Annotated in this window: 17 protein-coding genes and 2 pseudogenes; 12 read left to right on the top strand and 7 right to left on the bottom strand. The window is 33.2% G+C overall.

All coding sequences use genetic code 11. The features are described 5' to 3' along the window. The first annotated feature begins 2 nt into the window (after positions 1–2). The 3 genes from FH036_RS05135 to FH036_RS05125 are packed head-to-tail and all read left to right on the top strand — an operon-like array spanning position 3 to position 3,193. Positions 3–1,265, top strand: coding sequence for an MFS transporter (locus tag FH036_RS05135; protein ID WP_000661752.1), 1,263 nt, complete (start codon positions 3–5; stop codon positions 1,263–1,265). Positions 1,266–1,320: 55 nt separating this feature from the next. Then, positions 1,321–2,187 (top strand): ABC transporter permease subunit, encoded by an 867-nt coding sequence (locus FH036_RS05130; protein ID WP_138322040.1) that lies wholly within the window; start codon positions 1,321–1,323, stop codon positions 2,185–2,187. 1 nt (position 2,188) lies between these two features. Continuing rightward, the gene (locus FH036_RS05125) at positions 2,189–3,193 is read left to right on the top strand and encodes an ABC transporter permease subunit (RefSeq protein ID WP_000267884.1); all 1,005 of its coding nucleotides are present in this window, start codon (positions 2,189–2,191) and stop codon (positions 3,191–3,193) included. A 43-nt stretch (positions 3,194–3,236) separates the two neighbouring features. Here FH036_RS05125 and FH036_RS05120 read toward each other — a convergent pair whose 3' ends face one another. Both FH036_RS05120 and FH036_RS05115 read right to left on the bottom strand, forming a co-directional pair. Then, positions 3,237–4,937: a pyruvate oxidase gene (locus FH036_RS05120; RefSeq protein ID WP_000467229.1), complete on the bottom strand. Its 1,701-nt coding sequence runs from the start codon at positions 4,935–4,937 to the stop codon at positions 3,237–3,239. A gap of 82 nt (positions 4,938–5,019) precedes the next feature. Then, the gene (locus tag FH036_RS05115) at positions 5,020–5,757 is read right to left on the bottom strand and encodes a ZIP family metal transporter (RefSeq protein ID WP_139895471.1); all 738 of its coding nucleotides are present in this window, start codon (positions 5,755–5,757) and stop codon (positions 5,020–5,022) included. Between the two features lie 154 nt (positions 5,758–5,911). Here FH036_RS05115 and FH036_RS05110 point away from each other — a divergent pair, with 154 nt between their 5' ends. From FH036_RS05110 to FH036_RS05100, 3 genes are all read left to right on the top strand, one after another. Further along, on the top strand, positions 5,912–6,682 hold the full coding sequence (locus tag FH036_RS05110; protein WP_001193763.1) for a class I SAM-dependent methyltransferase: 771 nt from the start codon (positions 5,912–5,914) through the stop codon (positions 6,680–6,682). Between the two features lie 48 nt (positions 6,683–6,730). Then, complete coding sequence (locus FH036_RS05105) at positions 6,731–7,360, top strand: immunity protein Imm33 domain-containing protein (protein ID WP_044791085.1); 630 nt, start codon at positions 6,731–6,733, stop codon at positions 7,358–7,360. A gap of 108 nt (positions 7,361–7,468) precedes the next feature. Further along, the gene (locus tag FH036_RS05100) at positions 7,469–8,335 is read left to right on the top strand and encodes an MBL fold metallo-hydrolase (protein WP_044791086.1); all 867 of its coding nucleotides are present in this window, start codon (positions 7,469–7,471) and stop codon (positions 8,333–8,335) included. A gap of 78 nt (positions 8,336–8,413) precedes the next feature. On the opposite strand, the pseudogene FH036_RS05095 reads toward FH036_RS05100, so the two are convergent. Both FH036_RS05095 and FH036_RS05090 read right to left on the bottom strand, forming a co-directional pair. Beyond that, positions 8,414–8,488 (bottom strand): annotated as a pseudogene (locus tag FH036_RS05095) (nucleoside hydrolase); the annotation flags it as partial. A gap of 33 nt (positions 8,489–8,521) precedes the next feature. Further along, on the bottom strand, positions 8,522–9,124 hold the full coding sequence (locus FH036_RS05090) for a DUF2441 domain-containing protein (protein WP_044791087.1): 603 nt from the start codon (positions 9,122–9,124) through the stop codon (positions 8,522–8,524). 203 nt (positions 9,125–9,327) lie between these two features. Between FH036_RS05090 and FH036_RS05085 the strand changes: the two genes are divergently transcribed. After that, positions 9,328–9,813, top strand: a complete 486-nt coding sequence (locus FH036_RS05085; RefSeq protein ID WP_044791089.1) for a DUF2798 domain-containing protein — start codon at positions 9,328–9,330, stop codon at positions 9,811–9,813. Positions 9,814–10,111: 298 nt separating this feature from the next. On the opposite strand, the gene FH036_RS05080 is transcribed toward FH036_RS05085, so the two are convergent. Next, a complete protein-coding gene (locus tag FH036_RS05080; protein WP_044791090.1) occupies positions 10,112–10,468 on the bottom strand; it encodes a PH domain-containing protein in 357 nt (118 codons plus the stop codon). 574 nt (positions 10,469–11,042) lie between these two features. Here FH036_RS05080 and FH036_RS05075 point away from each other — a divergent pair. Together FH036_RS05075 and FH036_RS05070 are read left to right on the top strand one after the other, a co-directional pair. After that, on the top strand, positions 11,043–11,450 hold the full coding sequence (locus tag FH036_RS05075) for a GNAT family N-acetyltransferase (protein ID WP_000797949.1): 408 nt from the start codon (positions 11,043–11,045) through the stop codon (positions 11,448–11,450). A 66-nt stretch (positions 11,451–11,516) separates the two neighbouring features. Continuing rightward, entirely contained in the window at positions 11,517–12,170 is a 654-nt protein-coding gene (locus FH036_RS05070) for an MBL fold metallo-hydrolase (protein ID WP_139895470.1), read from the top strand. A gap of 135 nt (positions 12,171–12,305) precedes the next feature. On the opposite strand, the gene FH036_RS05065 is transcribed toward FH036_RS05070, so the two are convergent. Next, positions 12,306–12,929 carry a TetR/AcrR family transcriptional regulator gene (locus FH036_RS05065; protein ID WP_139895469.1) on the bottom strand — a complete coding sequence of 208 codons (624 nt, stop codon included), beginning with the start codon at positions 12,927–12,929 and terminating at the stop codon, positions 12,306–12,308. A 122-nt stretch (positions 12,930–13,051) separates the two neighbouring features. On the opposite strand from FH036_RS05065, the gene FH036_RS05060 reads away from it, so the two are divergent. Further along, the gene (locus tag FH036_RS05060; protein ID WP_139895468.1) at positions 13,052–15,283 is read left to right on the top strand and encodes an MMPL family transporter; all 2,232 of its coding nucleotides are present in this window, start codon (positions 13,052–13,054) and stop codon (positions 15,281–15,283) included. Between the two features lie 42 nt (positions 15,284–15,325). Here the strand turns inward: FH036_RS05060 and FH036_RS05055 are convergent, their stop codons facing one another. Beyond that, positions 15,326–15,508, bottom strand: a complete 183-nt coding sequence (locus FH036_RS05055) for a DUF4021 domain-containing protein (protein WP_044791097.1) — start codon at positions 15,506–15,508, stop codon at positions 15,326–15,328. A 156-nt stretch (positions 15,509–15,664) separates the two neighbouring features. Between FH036_RS05055 and FH036_RS05050 the strand changes: the two are divergent. Together FH036_RS05050 and FH036_RS05045 are read left to right on the top strand one after the other, a co-directional pair. After that, positions 15,665–16,411 (top strand): annotated as a pseudogene (locus FH036_RS05050) (GNAT family N-acetyltransferase); the annotation flags it as partial. Between the two features lie 150 nt (positions 16,412–16,561). Next, positions 16,562–17,074: a GNAT family N-acetyltransferase gene (locus FH036_RS05045; protein ID WP_000153562.1), complete on the top strand. Its 513-nt coding sequence runs from the start codon at positions 16,562–16,564 to the stop codon at positions 17,072–17,074. Positions 17,075–17,201 lie beyond the last annotated feature (127 nt).

The raw sequence follows: 17,201 nt of genomic DNA, 5'->3' as shown, positions 1-17,201 counted from the left end.
GTATGAAAGAAATGCTACAGTTATTTCGCAACAAAGTGTATGCACGTTTTTTTCTAGCAAATATTTTAGAGCGACTCGGTTCTATGATTGCTGGAGTTTCTTTAATGTTTTATTTGCTAGATCAATATGGAAAACAACCAGTTTACGCAACGATGACACAAATTATGATGGCATTACCTGCATTAATCTTTTTTCTATTAGTAGGGACAGTAGTGGATCGTTTTGATAGACAGCGTATATGCACGGTAAGTAACATATGTTGTTCGCTCTGTAATATTGGAATTCTAATTTCGCTTTATTACGGGATGATTATACTCGTCTTTATATTTTTATTTTTGGAAAATGCATGTATACAATTTTTCTCTCCATCAGAACAGTCGATGATACAGGGTGTAGTTGAATCCGACCAATACGGTGCAGCAGCAGGTGTGAATCAAATGGTGAATAGTTTGTATGCTTTGTTTGGTGTAGGAATTGCAACGATGGTGTACTGGACTTTTGGAATATACGGGAGTATTTTAGTAAATACGCTCACTTTTATTATGAGTGGTATTTTAATTCAAACAATCTCCATTCCAGAAAAAGTGCGTTTGCCAAACGGTATAACAAAATGGAAAGAAGTTAATTTGAAAATGTTAATAACAGAGTTTCAAGAAGGGATCAAGTATATATATCAAAATGACACTTTAAAAAAATTACTTTTAGGATTTATCGTGTTTGGACTATTAAATGGTATTTTAAGCGTATCCACAACTTACATATTAAAATATAAATTAGCACCAGCAACGTATGAAAGTTTAGCAATGGTAGGCGGTGTGGTTGGAGGGATTTCATTACTAATTGGAAGTATAGTAGCAACAAGTGTAGGTAAGAAATATGCACCCAAACCTATTATTGTATTTGGTATGGCGGGATCAGGGGTCTTTTTCGGTATGTGTTACTTTGTAAACCACGTATGGTCTTTTTACGTATGTATCGCTTTTGCGACATTCTTTTTACCGTTTATTAATGTTGCAATCATGGGCTGGATGTATGAAATTGTAGAAGAGTCATTCATGGGGCGCGTACAAAGCTTACTTAGTCCATTAACGACAGGATTCCAGCTTTTATCTCTCGGTGCGATAGCGATGTTATTCCCAAAATGGATTCGTGCAGATACATTGTATATTATTTTATTTGGTTTATTATTGTTTGTTACATGTTTATATCAAGCTATTTTACCAAGTGGGCAAAAGCAAGTACATACAGTAGCTAAAGAGATGTGATATATTTAGTTTTTTTATTTCTGAATATTCTATTGTATGGTAAGGGGGAATTGTTATGTTGATGCGAATTGTTAAATGGTGTGGGATTACTTGTTTACAACTAGTAGCTGCAATTTTATGTATAATCTGCCTAGGAGCGCTACCACGTTTATTTAAGGGATTACAAATTGATTTAATCAGTTTTTGGAATACGATTGTATTTCTTGGAGGGAAGTTACTTCAACCGGGTGAAATTACATATGGATTTCGGGATTCAAGAAAATTATTTCCGCAAATATGGATTCATTATATTGAAACGATGATTGTATTTCTTTCAGCTTTTTTACTCTCTTTGCTTATAGCGTATATACTTGTCATTTGGGTATTACAGCGTTCTCATATGAAACAGAAAATGTGGAACGGGATTTTTCTTACGCTTGAGAGTATACCAGATATATTACTTATTTTATTATCGCAACTTTTTGTCGTAATTATGTTTCAAAAAACAGGATTTATGCCGATCAAACTGGCTGGATTAGGGGAAGAAAGGATACGCTTGTTACCAATTATATGTCTTACAATACCAACAACATTATTGTTTATTAAACTGTTGTTATTACGGTTTAAAGAAGAATTAGAGAAAGATTATAGTTTATTTGCTAAAAGTAAAGGGCTTAGTTTAAGACATATTTTAACACATCATATTTCAAGAAATGTTTTGTTAACAACGATCTATTATGCAAAAACAAATATTTTATTTATGTTATCAAATTTATATATTATTGAATGGATATTTAATACGTACGGTATGTTTGTTTTTGTAAAAGAAAATTCGAAATTAGAAATATTTACAGTGAGTCTAGTAATATTATACGTACCGCTTTTTATACTGTTTCGTTTATTACATACGTTCTTACAAAATATTATAAAGGAGCGTGTGTAACATGTGGCAAGTTGTAAAAAGAGATGTGCGATTTTGGATAGGTATTACTTTTTTGAGTGTACTAATGATTGTTAGTATTGGATATACGTTGTTTTTTGATGGGAATATTCGTGAACTTACGATGATGTATAACGAAAAAGGGGAACTAGAGGCAGCTCCATTTGCACCATCAAGTAAATTTTGGTTTGGAAGTGATGTGAAAGGTCGTGACCTTGTTCAATTAATAATAGAAGGTGCAAAATGGACAGTTGGTGCAAGTATAATTATAGCGATTTTACGAGTTATAGTTGGAGGGGGAATTGGTTTACTTCTTGGTATGTATGGTAAACGTTCTTTTCCAGTTATTTCATCCTTTTTTGACCCTTTTAGTATTGTACCGATGGTTATGATTTCTTATTTTATGTTAAATGAAGTATTAACGTTTGATAGTGGAGCAGAAGTTGTGCCGTTATATTTGCGTGTGGCATTTCAAATTATAGTTCTTGTATGTCTCGCTGTACCAACAGTGATGTTGTATGTAGCGCAAGAAGTAAAACGTATTAAGAAAGAAGAATTTATGTTGGCAGCCACTGTGCTCGGCGGTAGTAAGTGGCAGAGGTTGAAGCGCCATATATGGCCTCATATGTTACCACCATTTCTTTTATTAGTAGCACAACAATTTGTAAGTACGTTATTACTTCTTTTACATCTTGGTTTGTTACAATTATTTTTTGGCGGAACAATAACCTTCAGTGGAATGGATCCAGATAGTGTAACAAAAGAATGGACTGGCCTAATTGGTCAAAACTTCCGCCATTTAACTACACATACATGGATTGTACTTATACCGATTGCTTTTTATAGTATGACAATTCTCGCAGGAAATCTAGTTAGTAATAGTATGCAAGATGCGATTAAATTAGGAAATACGAGAAGGCCAGAGCGGAAAGGTAGAGAAGTGCAAGCAGAGAAACAAGTACAACCAACTACGAATGACTTTTCTTTTTATAGAGAGATACAAAAATAAAAAGATAGCTGAAAGCAACTTGTTTTCAGCTATCTTTTTCTGTTTATAGTGGTGGTAAATCAATCTTACCTTCTTCAAATAATTCTTTTATCATATGCTTCGTATAACCAGCGGCTTGACCAAATGTGATTTTTGCTGGCATTGGTGCTTCGTTAGCATCTACAACTACATCAATAATGCACGGTTTATTTTGTTTTACTGCATTTTCGAAAGCGGGAAGTAGTTCATCTAAATTCTCAACACGGTATCCAATACCTCCGCATACCTCTGCATATTTTGCAAAATCAGGGTTCGTTAAGTCTGTTTCGAATTCGATATTACCCATCACTTCTTGTTCGAATTTAATCATCGCAATTTTATTATTGTTTAATACGACGACAACGATTGGTAGTTTATATTTAACAGCTGTTACGAAGTCATTCATCGTCATTCCAAATCCGCCATCACCACAAACTGCAAATACTTGTTTATCCGGGAATGCAATTTTTCCAGCAAGAGCACCAGGTAAACCGCAACCAAGTGTTGCGAGCCAGCTAGAAATGACAAATTGCTGGTTTGTCATACGGAAGTGCCTTGCGGTCCATACTGTTACATTTCCGACATCGACTGATAGAATTGCGTCATCATGTGCTACTTGCTGCAGAGCATGCATAACGCGTTGTGGTTTAATTGGAATGGAAGAGTCTTCTTCTTGATCGTGTAATTTTTCTTCCCACTTTTTCATCATGTCTTGGTGATGTTCTAAGAAGGAATGGTCTGTGTGTTCTTCAACATTTTCAATTAACCATCGTAATGTTTTATCAGCATCACCAGCTAAACCAATATCTGTCGCATAACGTTTTCCGATTTGGGCAGGATCTGTATCGATATGAATTGTTTTTGCTTTTTCAGGTAAGAAGCCTGTGAACGGATAAGAAGTACCGACCATAATTAAAGTATCTGCATGCTTCATTGCTTCATAAGAAGGTTTCGTTCCAATTAATCCTAATCCACCAATACAAAGAGGGTGTTCATCAGGAATAATTCCTTTAGCTGGTAATGTAAGTACGATTGGAGCACCAATATGTTCTGCCAATGCAAGTAAAGATTCTCTCGCATGTTTTGTTCCTTTTCCAGCTAAAATCACAGGCTTTTTCGCTTCATTTATTGCGAATTTCGCTGCATCTAAATCTTCTTTTTGTGGAAACAACTCAGGCAAAGTAAAAGAAGTATTTGTAATACGAGCACCATTTTTTACTTCGAATTTCGGGACATCATCTGGAATTGTAAGAACGGATACACCTTTTTTCGTATAAGCCATTCGAATTGCTTGATTCACTACGGCAGGTAGTTGCTCTGCTGACATAATACGCTGGTTATAAACCGCGACATCATCAAACATTCTTTCTAAATTTACTTCTTGGAAAAAATCCGTTCCGAGTAAATCGGTTTCTACTTGACCTGAAATTGCTAGAACAGGGGCTTTATCGAGTTTCGCATCATATAAACCATTTAATAAATGAATAGCACCAGGTCCTGCAATTGCCATACAAACGCCAAGTTTTCCTGTTAATTTCGCATAGGCAGCCGCTGCTAATGCACCAGCTTCTTCGTGGCGAACTTGAATGAATTTAATTTTATCTTGTTTTTTTCTTAAAGCTTCAATGATAGAATTGATGGAATCTCCAGGCATACCGTATATGTGTTCTACGCCCCAGTCAATTAATAGGTCAACTAGTGCTTCACCGGCTGTTTTCCCAAACATAATTTTTCCTCCTTATAATCAGGTAGATACTATTATGTTTTGGAGAAAAAGGAAAAATATACAAATGATAATATTATTATCTTTAATGATGACCAGCGAATAGTGTAAATACTGTTATTAGTAAAAATCCACTAGATGCCCATGTTAAAAATGAAAGGAAAGAGAGCTGCTTCTTTGCTTTCCAAAGCATTTCATGAATTGTGACATAGCCAAGTGAACCGATAGCACTTCCCATAATGAGTCCTTGCAGGTGAAGAGCTTTTCCTTCCATCAAAATACCAAAAACCGTACCAGTACCGAGAATAAGAGAAAGTAATAAAGTTGTTAATAAAAATGAAATATATTTATGCTTTGTAAAGAGAAAGGGGATAATTAAAGCTAATCCTTCTGGAATATGGTGAATGACGATTGCCATTAAAAAGGGTATGGCAGAGTCAGCATGATTAATAAAAGCAGTACCTAAAGCAAATCCACTCGGCAAATTATGAATAAATATAGCGAAAGAGAGAAAAAGGAAGGTTTGCCATGCCTGTTGATCTTTTTTATGTATCATTGGATGGTGACAATAGTTGTCTAATAAGCTCATAATTAAAATACCGATAGCTATACCAAGTATAGGTCCAATCATTTCATAGCTTGAAAATGTTTCAGGAATAATTTCAAGGGATAAAAGCCCAAGTAAAATTCCGCCACATAATGCATATAAACGATGCATTTTTTCTTCAATTAGCTGGCGCGTAGCAATGCCAACAGCACCGCCTAATAATAAGCCACCAAATGAAAAAAATGTAACTATCATAGGAATCCATAATCGTTCCATCGTATCACACTCCGATTCTTCCACCTTATTTTTAGCTTACGAAAAGGAAAGTTAGATTAGTCCAAGTAATTGTGTTTGATTATAGAGAAAAAACTAATAATTCGTTATAATTTATATATTAAATTTAAGTGTAAATATGAAATGAGGAATAATTTTGCAAACGAAGTGGAGTTTATCTGAATATGAAAATCCAAAACGATATGATATAGAAAATAAAAGTTTATCAGATTTTCCGTTTTTACTATCATGGGCACAAAAACTAAATATACAAAATGAATGGATTTTAGATCTTGCCTGTGGTACAGGAAGGGTTACAATTCCATTTATAGAAAATGGATATCAAATGATTGGTGTAGATATACATGAAGGCATGCTTGCTGAAGCAAAGACAAAAACTACGGATTGTAAGAAGGTAAAATGGTTACAACAAAACTGTTTACAATTAAGCATGAATGAAACAATTCCGTTAGCATTTATGGTGGGGCACGGATTCCAGCATTTCCTTACGAATACAGATCAAGATCAGTTATTAACATCTATTCATCACGTATTAGCTGACAATGGTATATTTATATTCGATACACGCTTTCCTTCAAAAGAAGAATTAATACAGCCCTCTACAGAAGAATATTGGACAACTATTAGTGATGAAAAGGGAAGAAAATGTGATTTATATACTGAAATGACATACGATTCAATTCAGCAAATACAGCACTACATAACAACAAGAAGGTTTTATGAGGGGGATACTCTAGTAGAGGAAATAAAAACAACGATAGATCTTCGTTATACGTACCCGCAGGAGTTAGAAAGATTATTAGTAGCGAATGGTTTTGAATTATTACATATATATAATGATTGGGAAGGCAATGAGTTGGGAGAAGATTGCTATTCTATGGTAGTAGTCTGCCGGAAGAAAAAATAGTATTATTTTAAAAATATGAATGTGAAAAGCCTTTAAGGAGAGGAAAAAATGACTTGGTACTTAGATAATGTTTATGAATTAAATAAAGAAGCGCCCTATACATTCTACCTTCCTAGCTCAGAAGTTTTGGAGAAATTAAAGGTTGAGGATTTGGTAAAGCTAATTTTTGTATCTAAAAATGAGGAAGAAGATGGATTTAATGGTGAAAGAATGTGGGTTGAAATCATTGAAAGAAATGAGAAGAAGTTTGTAGGGGAACTGAGCAATGAACCATATCGCTTAGATTTAAAAATAGGTGATAAAATTTCATTTGGGATTGAAAATATATGTGATACGGAATATGACGATCCATCTTCAAAAGATTGGGATTTTTATTTTGATACGAAGGTAATTGTTAGTAATGATGTACTTGAAAAAAGAGAATTTAACTTTATGCTTAAAGAAGATTCAAGAGAAGAAGGTGACTCTGGTTGGTCAATTTTAAGTGGCTATGAAAGTGATGACTATGTGAATGATCCTAAAAACTTTCAAATTATTTCAATTGGAGTCATATTGAATATAGATGATACTATTTTGAAATTTCTTGAGGAACCACCTTTATGTGCATATGAAAGAAATGATAAAGGTAGTTTTTATAAGATTGAAGACTATGATTGGGATACTTATTTAAATGGATAGAAAAAGTTATTACGTTTTAAAGAAAGCAATATAATTTCACCCTATGTGCTTGATAAAGGTTCTACAGATAATAATTCAAGAGAGTAATAGTAAATGGAGGAACAAATGATGCAACAAATTAAAAAAATAGGAAACTCATTTTGGTATATGACACCCGTTTCCGAAACAGATAGACCTATATTAGGAATGGTCATTGGAAAAGAAAAAACTTTAATGATCGATGCAGGGAATTCAGAGGAACATGCACAATTATTTTTAGAAATGTTAAAAGAAAAAAATGTATCGAATCCTGATTTTGTAGCACTAACGCATTGGCATTGGGATCATATTTTTGGATTATCTGTATTACAGAATGCATTAACTATTTCACACGCTGAAACGAAAAAAGAAATGCAGGCAATAGTATCTTATGAATGGACAGATGAAGCGTTGGACGCACGCGTAAAAGAGGGTACGGAAATTGCATTTTGTGCGGGTTGCATCAAAAAAGAGTTTGAAGAAAAAGCGAGAAATATTAAAATTATTCTTCCAACCTTAACGTTCCAGGATCAAATTGAATTAGACCTTGGTGAGGTGACCTGCGTGTTAAAACATGTGGGCGGAGATCATGCACATGATTCAATTGTTATGTACATAAAAGAAGAAAAGATATTGTTTTTAGGAGACTGTATATATGCAGATATTTTTTCCTCGAAGTGGAACTACACGACGAAAAGAACGTTTGCATTAATAGATGAATTAGAAAAATTTGATGCTGAGACATATATTCTCTCTCATGGGGAAGCGATAAATCGAGAGGAGTTTTTACAAGAGATTCGTATGTTAAAAACAGTAGGAACTTATACTGAAATACATAAAGGCGATGAAGGGAAGATAAAGGAAGCGTATAAACGAGACATAGATAGAGAATTAAATGAAGATGAACTAGAAACAATAACGTTTTTTGTAAATGGTTATGAAATGAATAATCAATAAGACACGACATGAATCCAATATAATTAAATTGCACAAAAAGAGTATTGAACTTTAATTCAATACTCTTTTCAATAGTTAAATCTGAAGTAATAAAAATAGTGAAATTAAATCATCTACACCACCATCATGATTGAAGTACACTTTTTTCATCATTGTAATCTCCATCCTATTTGATTTAGTTAGAAATTAAACATGAATTGAGGAAAAGTCATCAATAATTTCGACTACTTCAATTTCGCCATTAATGAGTAGCTCAGGGAGTTCGTTATTCACATTTCCTTTCCAATATTCTCTAGCTTGTTCCATTTTTTGAGAAAAAGGAATAGCATCTTCTTTCGGTAAAAGATTCCCGTCACCTTCAAAAGAACTTCCGATTACTCGTAGTTTAACAATCTGCAAAACTTCTCGATTGTAAGAATCAAATAATGCTTTCCATTTTAAAGCATCTTCATAGCTTTTAGCAGCATATAAACAAGACAATCTTGATGGATAATTAGGATATTCTTGCAGCCTAACCATTTCCACAATCGTTTCTCTAATGGCTCTAATTGTTTGATCCATGTAATTCATAACTACTGTAGCATTTTCATTTTTTATATGTAATTCTTCATTTGTATAATGTTCTTTTAAAATTTGTATAGAATCTTCACCACTAGAATTTAAATGTTTTCTTTCAAAAAAGAAGTGGAATAGCGTATTCGTTTGATTTTTATTAAATTGAATGCTTTGTCCGATCTTCATTTTTTTCCTTGTTACGATATGATATACGAAAAATCCTTGTTCATTCATGGTTCTCCTCCTAGTAGTAATGTTTCAATTTAGTAATTCAACATTGAAATATATAAAACCTTTATAAGTAAAAGTGAGAATTTGAGTTGAAAGTAAAGAAAATATATGAAAACGTTTTAAATTTGTTCACAAAATGTTCACTTACGAAGAGGTTTCCAATATCGATATAATGACAAAGACTCAAAGAGAAAGGATGATGAATTTTGCCAACAACAAGAAAGGAAAACCTCCAATTTGGTATGATGATGTGCCTTGGGATGGTTATCGTAATGACGTTTTACAATTTACTAACGAATGGATCAGGAGGGCCAATTCATATTAAGGAGATCGCATTAGAACTACTAATTGCATTTATTATTGCGCTATTAATTGAAATATGTATCGTTGGACCTTGTGCGAAAAAAATTGTATTCATGTTGCCATTTGATAAATCTAAGAAAATCAATATTATCGTTGCAATGGCGACAACTATGGTAATCGGAATGGTGTTCTTTATGTCATTTTTCGGTATGGCTATGATGCATTTACATGGTGGACTACAAGGAGATTCATTTGTTTCAATTTATTTTTCGATTTTTATTAAAAATTTCATAATGGCATATCCATTACAATTAATTATTATGGGGCCACTTGTGCGTTTCTTATTTGCAAAGTTTATTTTGAAGAATAAAGCTGTAAAAGTAGCGTAAATAAATTTGTATTATCTAACTATAAAAATTTTATAATATTAAATGTGATCTATTGAAAGATTGTAGCATGCATAATGAAGATAATCTAAATCATACGTTTAGTTAGGTGAAAACATTATGAAAATTAAGAAGGTATTATGAGTCAAAAGAAAAAATATAAGTAGAGCTATGTGTGAAAAAGAGATTTTAAAGTAAAACAGTGACATGTACAAAGAGGGGGGCAAATGCACCCCTCTTTATACATTCTATAAGCTTTACCGTGCCAAGGAATATGGTATATGTAAGAGTCTTGATAGGTTTATTGCTTGGATTGAACCAACTTAAAAAAGGATTGTACGTTTTGTGGGCTTGAAAAATTATCAAATACAATAAAATCGTCTCCATGGTTCATAGTTATTTTTTTGATAAAGGGGATTGCAGACATCTCTAATACAACCCCATCCGTATGACTGAAATCTTCTATTTCAGTGTATTTGAATTCCCATTTTAGTCCTTTTCCAAACATAGCATCAGAACAGAACAATAATCTTTTATTTGTAGCAGCTAAAATACCAGATCGGCTCATATAACCAAAATTTATTACGCAGTAGAGTGTAGAAAGAATATTTTCCTCACTGTTTAAGTATTTTTTTATTGTACTTAGATTCGCCTTCATAAGCAGGTCTCCTTATTGTTGAAAGTAAAGTGTAGAGTTGTTTAATCCATTTTACCATATATTAATCTTTTTGGATTTATAAAAGTGTAATTTTCTATAGAATAGAAGCGTCTAGTAAGGACTTTTAGGTGAGGGATGAAAAGGAGAAGAGAATTTTTTTTAGTTTCTAGTACAATAAAAAACAATGAGAATATGACTAGAAATTAAAATATTACTAAATATACGTAACTAATGAATACAATGTCTTTTTCAGTTATTAAGTTGTAAATCATTTTATGATAAAATCTTTTACATAATTTAATAAAGGGGTAGTATTCAATGGGTTATTTCTCAAATGGTTTATTAGTTTTGTTTGTGCTAATCGTATGCAGTTGTATATTTTTTGGTTGATAATATAATGAGAGTCTTACATAAAAGAAGTTATCTCAAGCGAGATAACTTCTTTTTATTTTATGTTGAGAAGGAATTCTATCTTTCTTATTGAAGGTTGTTCTAGTTATTTTCACGTCAATCGCAATTTTCATAAGGGAAATTTTATGGAACATTAACAAACTATAGAATAAGGAGTATTTACATGAAAAATAGTATACACTACACAAGTGAACATCCTACAAAATTTAATGAATTATTAGCTTTATATGAATCTTTAGGATGGAATTCTCTTAAATTAACAGTGAATGAATTAGAACAAATGTGTAAACAAAGTTGGTATGCAATATACGCATTTAAAGAGGAACAATTAATTGGGATGGGGCGTGTTATATCCGATGGAGTAATAACAGGCGTTATTTGCGGTGTATGTGTAATGCCGGAGTATCAGTATATTGGTATTGGAAAAGACATAGTGAAACGATTAATCCATCACTGCGAACAAAACAAGGTTATTCCGCAACTTATGTGTGTGGAAAAATTGCAATCTTATTATGAATCTATAGGGTTTGAAGCATTCTCTATTGGGATGACAAAGCATATTATGAGATAGCGGCGCTTTATATTTTCATTATACTCGTACATATTTTCAAACTTCAGTATAAAGGAGAGTTACTGTATGGAGATTGCTAAAGGAGTAGAAATGTTACAACTTGAGTTTCAAGAATTTATCATTCACCCAATTCTTTTATGGGATGATGAAATGGCAGTTTTAATAGATACTGGTTTCCCTGGACAATTCGAAGATATACAAGTAGAGATGGAGAGAGTTGGGGTATCTGTTGATAAGCTAAAAGTTGTGATTTTGACACACCAGGATATAGATCATATAGGTAGCCTTCCTAATGTATTGGAGAATGGTGTAAGCGATATTAAAGTATATGCGCACGAGTTAGATAAGCCATATATTGAGGGAGATTTACCTTTATTGAAAGATGTACAATTAGAGGACCTACCAAAAGGAAAAGTGAGTGACACTGTGATTGACGGGCAAGAACTTCCGTATTGCGGTGGGATACTAATTCTCCATACTCCAGGGCATACTCCGGGGCATATTAGTTTATATTTGAAACGAAGCAAAATTCTTGTCGCTGGAGACTCGATGTATAGCGTGAATGGAGTGTTAGGAGGAGTTCATGCTCCAACAACTTTAAATATTATGGAAGCACGGCAGTCTTTGAAGAAGTATTTAAATCTAGATATTGAATCTGTAGTTTGTTACCACGGGGGATTAAGTAAGGGGAATATAAAGATTCAACTTCAAAATTTGTAAAAGTCGAAGATAATAATTTTTTAATAATGGATGCTAAAGTGTAGTCTAATTGTTGGTATATAAATAAAACACTTAAATGATAAAAAAGCATGTTTGAAAAAATTCAAACATGCTCTTTTATTAAAGGAAATCTATTTAATATGAATGACCTAACCCGTTCCAATAAAAAGAAACGATTTCTTGTGCTAATTCATCTATATTTGTAAGAATAGGATTATGATTCTCATCTTTGAAATTCCCAATTGATAATAAAGATACGAATGCATGAGCAGTAAATTTAGCGTTTCCTTTCGGGATTTCTCCAATTTGCATGGCGTTATCGAGTGCTTTTTCTAGCACTTCATACATGCTATCTTCAGCATTTTTTAATTGTTTCAATTGTTCTTCAGATAACGATAGTTTTGCATCTTTCATAAAATTTTTCATATCAATATCCATTGTTGCGTGTAAGTAGACTTTAGCGAAGTCCAATAATCTTTCTTTTAAAGTCTTATTTGTAGAAAGGATTTGAGACATATTCTCGCGTATACGTACCATCATTTGAATCATAGTAGCGGTAAATAAATCTGCTTTTGTTGAATAGTAATAGTATACGGTTGCTTTCGTAACACCACAAACTTTTGCGACTTCATCCATGGAAACGACTTGATAATTTTGAGTAAGAAATAGCCGAGTTGCCACTTCCAAAATGGTTTCTTTTGTAGATTTTGTATTTTTATTTTGACGAGGCCTTCCGAGAGGACGTTGTTTTTGTTCCAAATCTATTCGCTCCTGACATGTATTGTTGAGATAATTATAACACAAATTTTTATTCATTCTTGATTAATTAACCGACCAGTATATATAATTAAAAGTGGAAGAGAAAAGAAAGGTGGGTTTTTATGAAAAAGCACCCGTTACATATGTTAGGGAGGCTTGTAGCAGGGAAGCATACACAATGGATCACTTTATCGGTATGGATTCTTATTACATTAGTACTTTCATTTACGTTACCACAAGTAAACAGTACGAAAGAACCGAATCCGAAAAATTTACCTGAAACAGCTATGTCGCAGCAAGCGGAAGCAATTATGAAAAAAGAGTTTCCGAATAATGCGGGGAATCCGTTGTTAGTAGTATGGTATAGGGATGGTGGATTACAGTCACAAGATTATAAACTTATACGAGATGTGTATAAAGAGTTAAAAGCTAGTCCTTTAAAGGAACAATCAACATTACCACCATTTGATACGATCCCGGAACAAGTATTATCAAAAAGTGCATCAAAAGATGGTACATCATTTGTTACACCGGTATTTTTTAACAAGTCGGCTGGAACAGATATATTAAAAGGAAATCTTGAAGATTTAAGAAACATAGTGAATAGTAAAGTGGATGAAGATCCATTCAAACGAAAAATTAGTGACGCTGGTTTACATGTTCGATTATCTGGACCTGTTGGCATTCAAACGGATGCAGTTAGTTTATTTAGTCAAGCAGATGTGAAATTGTTAGTTGCTACTGTATTACTTGTATTAGTCCTATTAATTTTGCTATACCGTTCACCAATTTTAGCAATTTTACCTTTACTTGTTGTTGGCTTTGCATACGGTATTATTAGTCCTACACTCGGTTTTTTAGCTGATCACGGATGGATTAAAGTCGATGCCCAAGCGATATCAATCATGACAGTGTTATTGTTTGGTGCTGGAACGGACTATTGCTTATTTTTAATTTCGAGATATCGGGAGTACTTGTTAGAAAAAGAAAGCAAATATAAGGCGCTGCAACTTGCAATTAAAGCTTCTGGCGGGGCAATAATAATGAGTGCGTTAACAGTTGTACTTGGATTAGGAACATTATTACTTGCTCATTATGGTGCCTTCCATCGATTTGCAGTACCATTTAGTGTTGCTGTATTTATTATGGGAATCGCTGCTTTAACAATTTTACCAGCGTTATTATTAATTTTCGGTAGAGCTGCATTCTTCCCGTTTGTACCGAGAACAACTTCGATGAATGAGGAATTAGCAAGAAGGAAAAAGAAAGTAGTAAAAGTTAAAAAATCAAAAGGTGCCTTTAGTAAAAAACTTGGAGATGTTGTAGTACGTAGACCGTGGACAATCATTATGCTTACTGTATTTGTATTAGGTGGATTGGCATCATTTGTACCACGTATTCAATACACGTATGACTTATTAGAATCGTTTCCTAAAGATATGCCTTCACGCGAAGGGTTTACGTTAATTAGTGATCATTTTTCAGCTGGGGAACTAGCGCCAGTAAAAGTTGTTGTTGACACGAAAGGAAAAGAGCTTCCTATTAAACAAGAACTAGAGAAATTTTCTTTCGTAAAAACAGTGAAAGACCCAAAAGAGGGGAAAGAAAATAAGCAAATTAAAATGTATGAGGTTTCTTTAGCTGAAAATCCATACTCAATTGAAGCATTAGATCAAATCCCTAAATTGAAAACTCGTGTAGAAAAAGTATTAAAAGACGCTGGAGTTAGTAATGCAGAAGATCGACTATGGATTGGCGGAGAAACGGCTTCATTATATGATACAAAGCAAATTACAGAACGTGATGAAGCGGTTATTATTCCAGTAATGATTAGTATTATAGCTTTATTATTACTTGTTTACCTACGATCAATTGTCGCGATGATTTATTTAATTGTAACTGTTGTTTTATCATTTTTCTCTGCATTAGGAGCCGGATGGATATTACTTCACTTCGGTATGGGAGCACCGGCCATTCAAGGTGCAATACCGTTATACGCATTTGTATTTCTAGTTGCTTTAGGTGAAGATTATAATATCTTTATGGTTTCAGAAATATGGAAAAACAGAAAGACACAAAATCATTTGGATGCAGTAAAAAATGGCGTTATACAAACAGGTAGTGTCATTACATCTGCAGGTTTAATTTTAGCCGGAACTTTTGCTGTATTAGGAACACTTCCAATTCAAGTGCTCGTTCAATTTGGTATTGTAACAGCAATTGGTGTATTACTAGATACGTTTATTGTAAGACCACTACTTGTACCGGCAATCACAGTCGTTTTAGGCCGCTTTGCTTTTTGGCCAGGAAAACTTTCAAGGAAGAGTGAAGAGATACAAAAAGTGGATGCGTAGTTGAAAGAGCCAAGGATACTTTCCTTGGCTCTTTCAATGTAATTAATTTTTTGAAGTCAAATCATCAGATGTAGCATGATCAGCATCTTCAATAGCGGTTTCTGGCATTCCATATAAGCCGTTCATTGCTTGCTCTTCGATAGTAAGATTGGCAGTAGTATTATTTTGAATAGGTGTAGCGTTTTCGATAACATTTTCTTTTTTATTTACATTTTTGTTATTCATGTATGAATCCTCCAAATTTCATTTGATTTATTTATAGTATGTGGATGGATTTCCAGAAATATGTGAATTGATTCTTATAGATGTAATATAATTAAATAAACAATTAGGGTGAAATGTAAACTGTTAGGGAGTGAACAATTATGGTGAAAGCAAGGAAAATTGAACTGTTACAAAGTGATAATGGATGGAAAAATAATCGGGGGAATTATAGTTACGATCTCAGGTAAGTCATATGGCCGGATTGATCGTATTTTTGTAGAGCCTGTTTATCAAGGGAAAGGAATTGGATCAAATGTTATTAAATTAATAGAAGCGGAGTATCCAAGCATAAGGATTTGGGATCTCGAAACATCGAGTAGACAAATTAATAATCACCATTTTTATAAAAAGATGGGTTACCAAACAATTTTTGAATCAGAAGATGAGTATTGTTACGTGAAAAGAATAGGGACGAGCTCAAACAAAGAAAGTGTATTTAAAAATGAAGACATGAAAAATAGCCAATATGAAAACTGTAACTTGGAAAATACCGAGTATTATCAAGTAAATTTAAAAAATAGTTCATTTGTTGGCAGCAATATAAGGAATATGAATATGAGCAATTGTAATGTAAGTCAATCCAAGTTTAGAAATATTAATTTTAGAAGTTCTTCATATGCAGATTTAAATCTTTCTGGCAGTAAATTTAGTTTGGTGACTTTAGGTGGAGTTCAATTTAAAGATACAAGTCTTGGAGATGAGAAGGAACCTATTTTATTTGATAATTGTGATTTACAAGGTAGTGTAATACATGATAGTAACTTGAAGAATATTGAAATAGAAAATTGTGATATAGCCGGTATGAAAGTAAATGGTATTCCAATGGAAAAGCTGCTTGCATTATATAATAAAGTAAAAAGTTAACCGGTTAATGTAGATAAGTTTGTTCGTAAAGCTAATATTATGCCGAAATAATTATATAAAAATAACATAAAGAAATAAAGGAGAGAAGGGATTTCATGCAGGAGGCTAGAATGAATATATGTATTGTTAAGAATACGGAGGGAAGAAAATATGACGATCAAAGTAAGAGCAGTAGAAATACAAGATGCCAGAGCGATTCACCGTATATGCATACAAGATGACGTTTTACCTTATATGGTTTTCTTACCTAGCATGCGTGTAGATGCGATGGAAAATAGAATTCGAAATTTAGCACCAAATCAATTTGAATTTGTCGCAGAGTATGATGGGGAAGTTGTAGGATTTGTTGGGTTAACCCAAAGTCCTGGACGTAGATCTCATTCGGGTGATTTGTTTATCGGGGTAGATAGTGAATATCATAATAAAGGCATTGGAAAAGCTCTTCTTACAAAAATGCTTGATTTGGCTGATAATTGGTTAATGTTAGAGAGAGTAGAACTAGGTGTTTTAGAAACGAATCCTAAAGCGAAAACTCTATATGAAAAATTCGGATTTGTAGAAGAGGGAGTAAAGATAGGAAATTTGAAAGCTCACGGAAAGTTTATTAATGAAATTATGATGAGTCGTTTTAGACCTGATGGTTTAATTGTACATAATGGATAGTGAAAGAGGTTGTCCCAAAAGTAGCTGAATAGCTACTTTTGGGCAACCTCTTTCTTTACAGAAAATATAAAAAAGAATCGTCCATCTTTGATATAATTAAGTCACCACAACCAAATCATCAAAAGAA

It is taken from the genome of Bacillus sp. CD3-5 (assembly GCF_006349665.1).
Lineage (GTDB): Bacteria > Bacillota > Bacilli > Bacillales > Bacillaceae_G > Bacillus_A > Bacillus_A paranthracis.
Note: the sequence above shows the minus strand (reverse complement) of the source record. Positions and strands in the feature narration are given on the sequence as shown.

What these genes read in the sequence shown, in the direction of transcription:
- FH036_RS05135 (WP_000661752.1), top strand. Translation starts at nt 3, where the DNA reads ATGAAAGAAATGCTACAGTTATTTCGCAACAAAGTGTATGCACGTTTT.
- FH036_RS05130 (WP_138322040.1), top strand. Translation starts at nt 1,321, where the DNA reads ATGTTGATGCGAATTGTTAAATGGTGTGGGATTACTTGTTTACAACTA.
- FH036_RS05125 (WP_000267884.1), top strand. Translation starts at nt 2,189, where the DNA reads ATGTGGCAAGTTGTAAAAAGAGATGTGCGATTTTGGATAGGTATTACT.
- FH036_RS05120 (WP_000467229.1), bottom strand. Translation starts at nt 4,937, where the DNA reads ATGTTTGGGAAAACAGCCGGTGAAGCACTAGTTGACCTATTAATTGAC.
- FH036_RS05115 (WP_139895471.1), bottom strand. Translation starts at nt 5,757, where the DNA reads ATGGAACGATTATGGATTCCTATGATAGTTACATTTTTTTCATTTGGT.
- FH036_RS05105 (WP_044791085.1), top strand. Translation starts at nt 6,731, where the DNA reads ATGACTTGGTACTTAGATAATGTTTATGAATTAAATAAAGAAGCGCCC.
- FH036_RS05100 (WP_044791086.1), top strand. Translation starts at nt 7,469, where the DNA reads ATGCAACAAATTAAAAAAATAGGAAACTCATTTTGGTATATGACACCC.
- FH036_RS05090 (WP_044791087.1), bottom strand. Translation starts at nt 9,124, where the DNA reads ATGAATGAACAAGGATTTTTCGTATATCATATCGTAACAAGGAAAAAA.
- FH036_RS05080 (WP_044791090.1), bottom strand. Translation starts at nt 10,468, where the DNA reads ATGAAGGCGAATCTAAGTACAATAAAAAAATACTTAAACAGTGAGGAA.
- FH036_RS05075 (WP_000797949.1), top strand. Translation starts at nt 11,043, where the DNA reads ATGAAAAATAGTATACACTACACAAGTGAACATCCTACAAAATTTAAT.
- FH036_RS05070 (WP_139895470.1), top strand. Translation starts at nt 11,517, where the DNA reads ATGGAGATTGCTAAAGGAGTAGAAATGTTACAACTTGAGTTTCAAGAA.
- FH036_RS05060 (WP_139895468.1), top strand. Translation starts at nt 13,052, where the DNA reads ATGAAAAAGCACCCGTTACATATGTTAGGGAGGCTTGTAGCAGGGAAG.
- FH036_RS05055 (WP_044791097.1), bottom strand. Translation starts at nt 15,508, where the DNA reads ATGAATAACAAAAATGTAAATAAAAAAGAAAATGTTATCGAAAACGCT.
- FH036_RS05045 (WP_000153562.1), top strand. Translation starts at nt 16,562, where the DNA reads ATGACGATCAAAGTAAGAGCAGTAGAAATACAAGATGCCAGAGCGATT.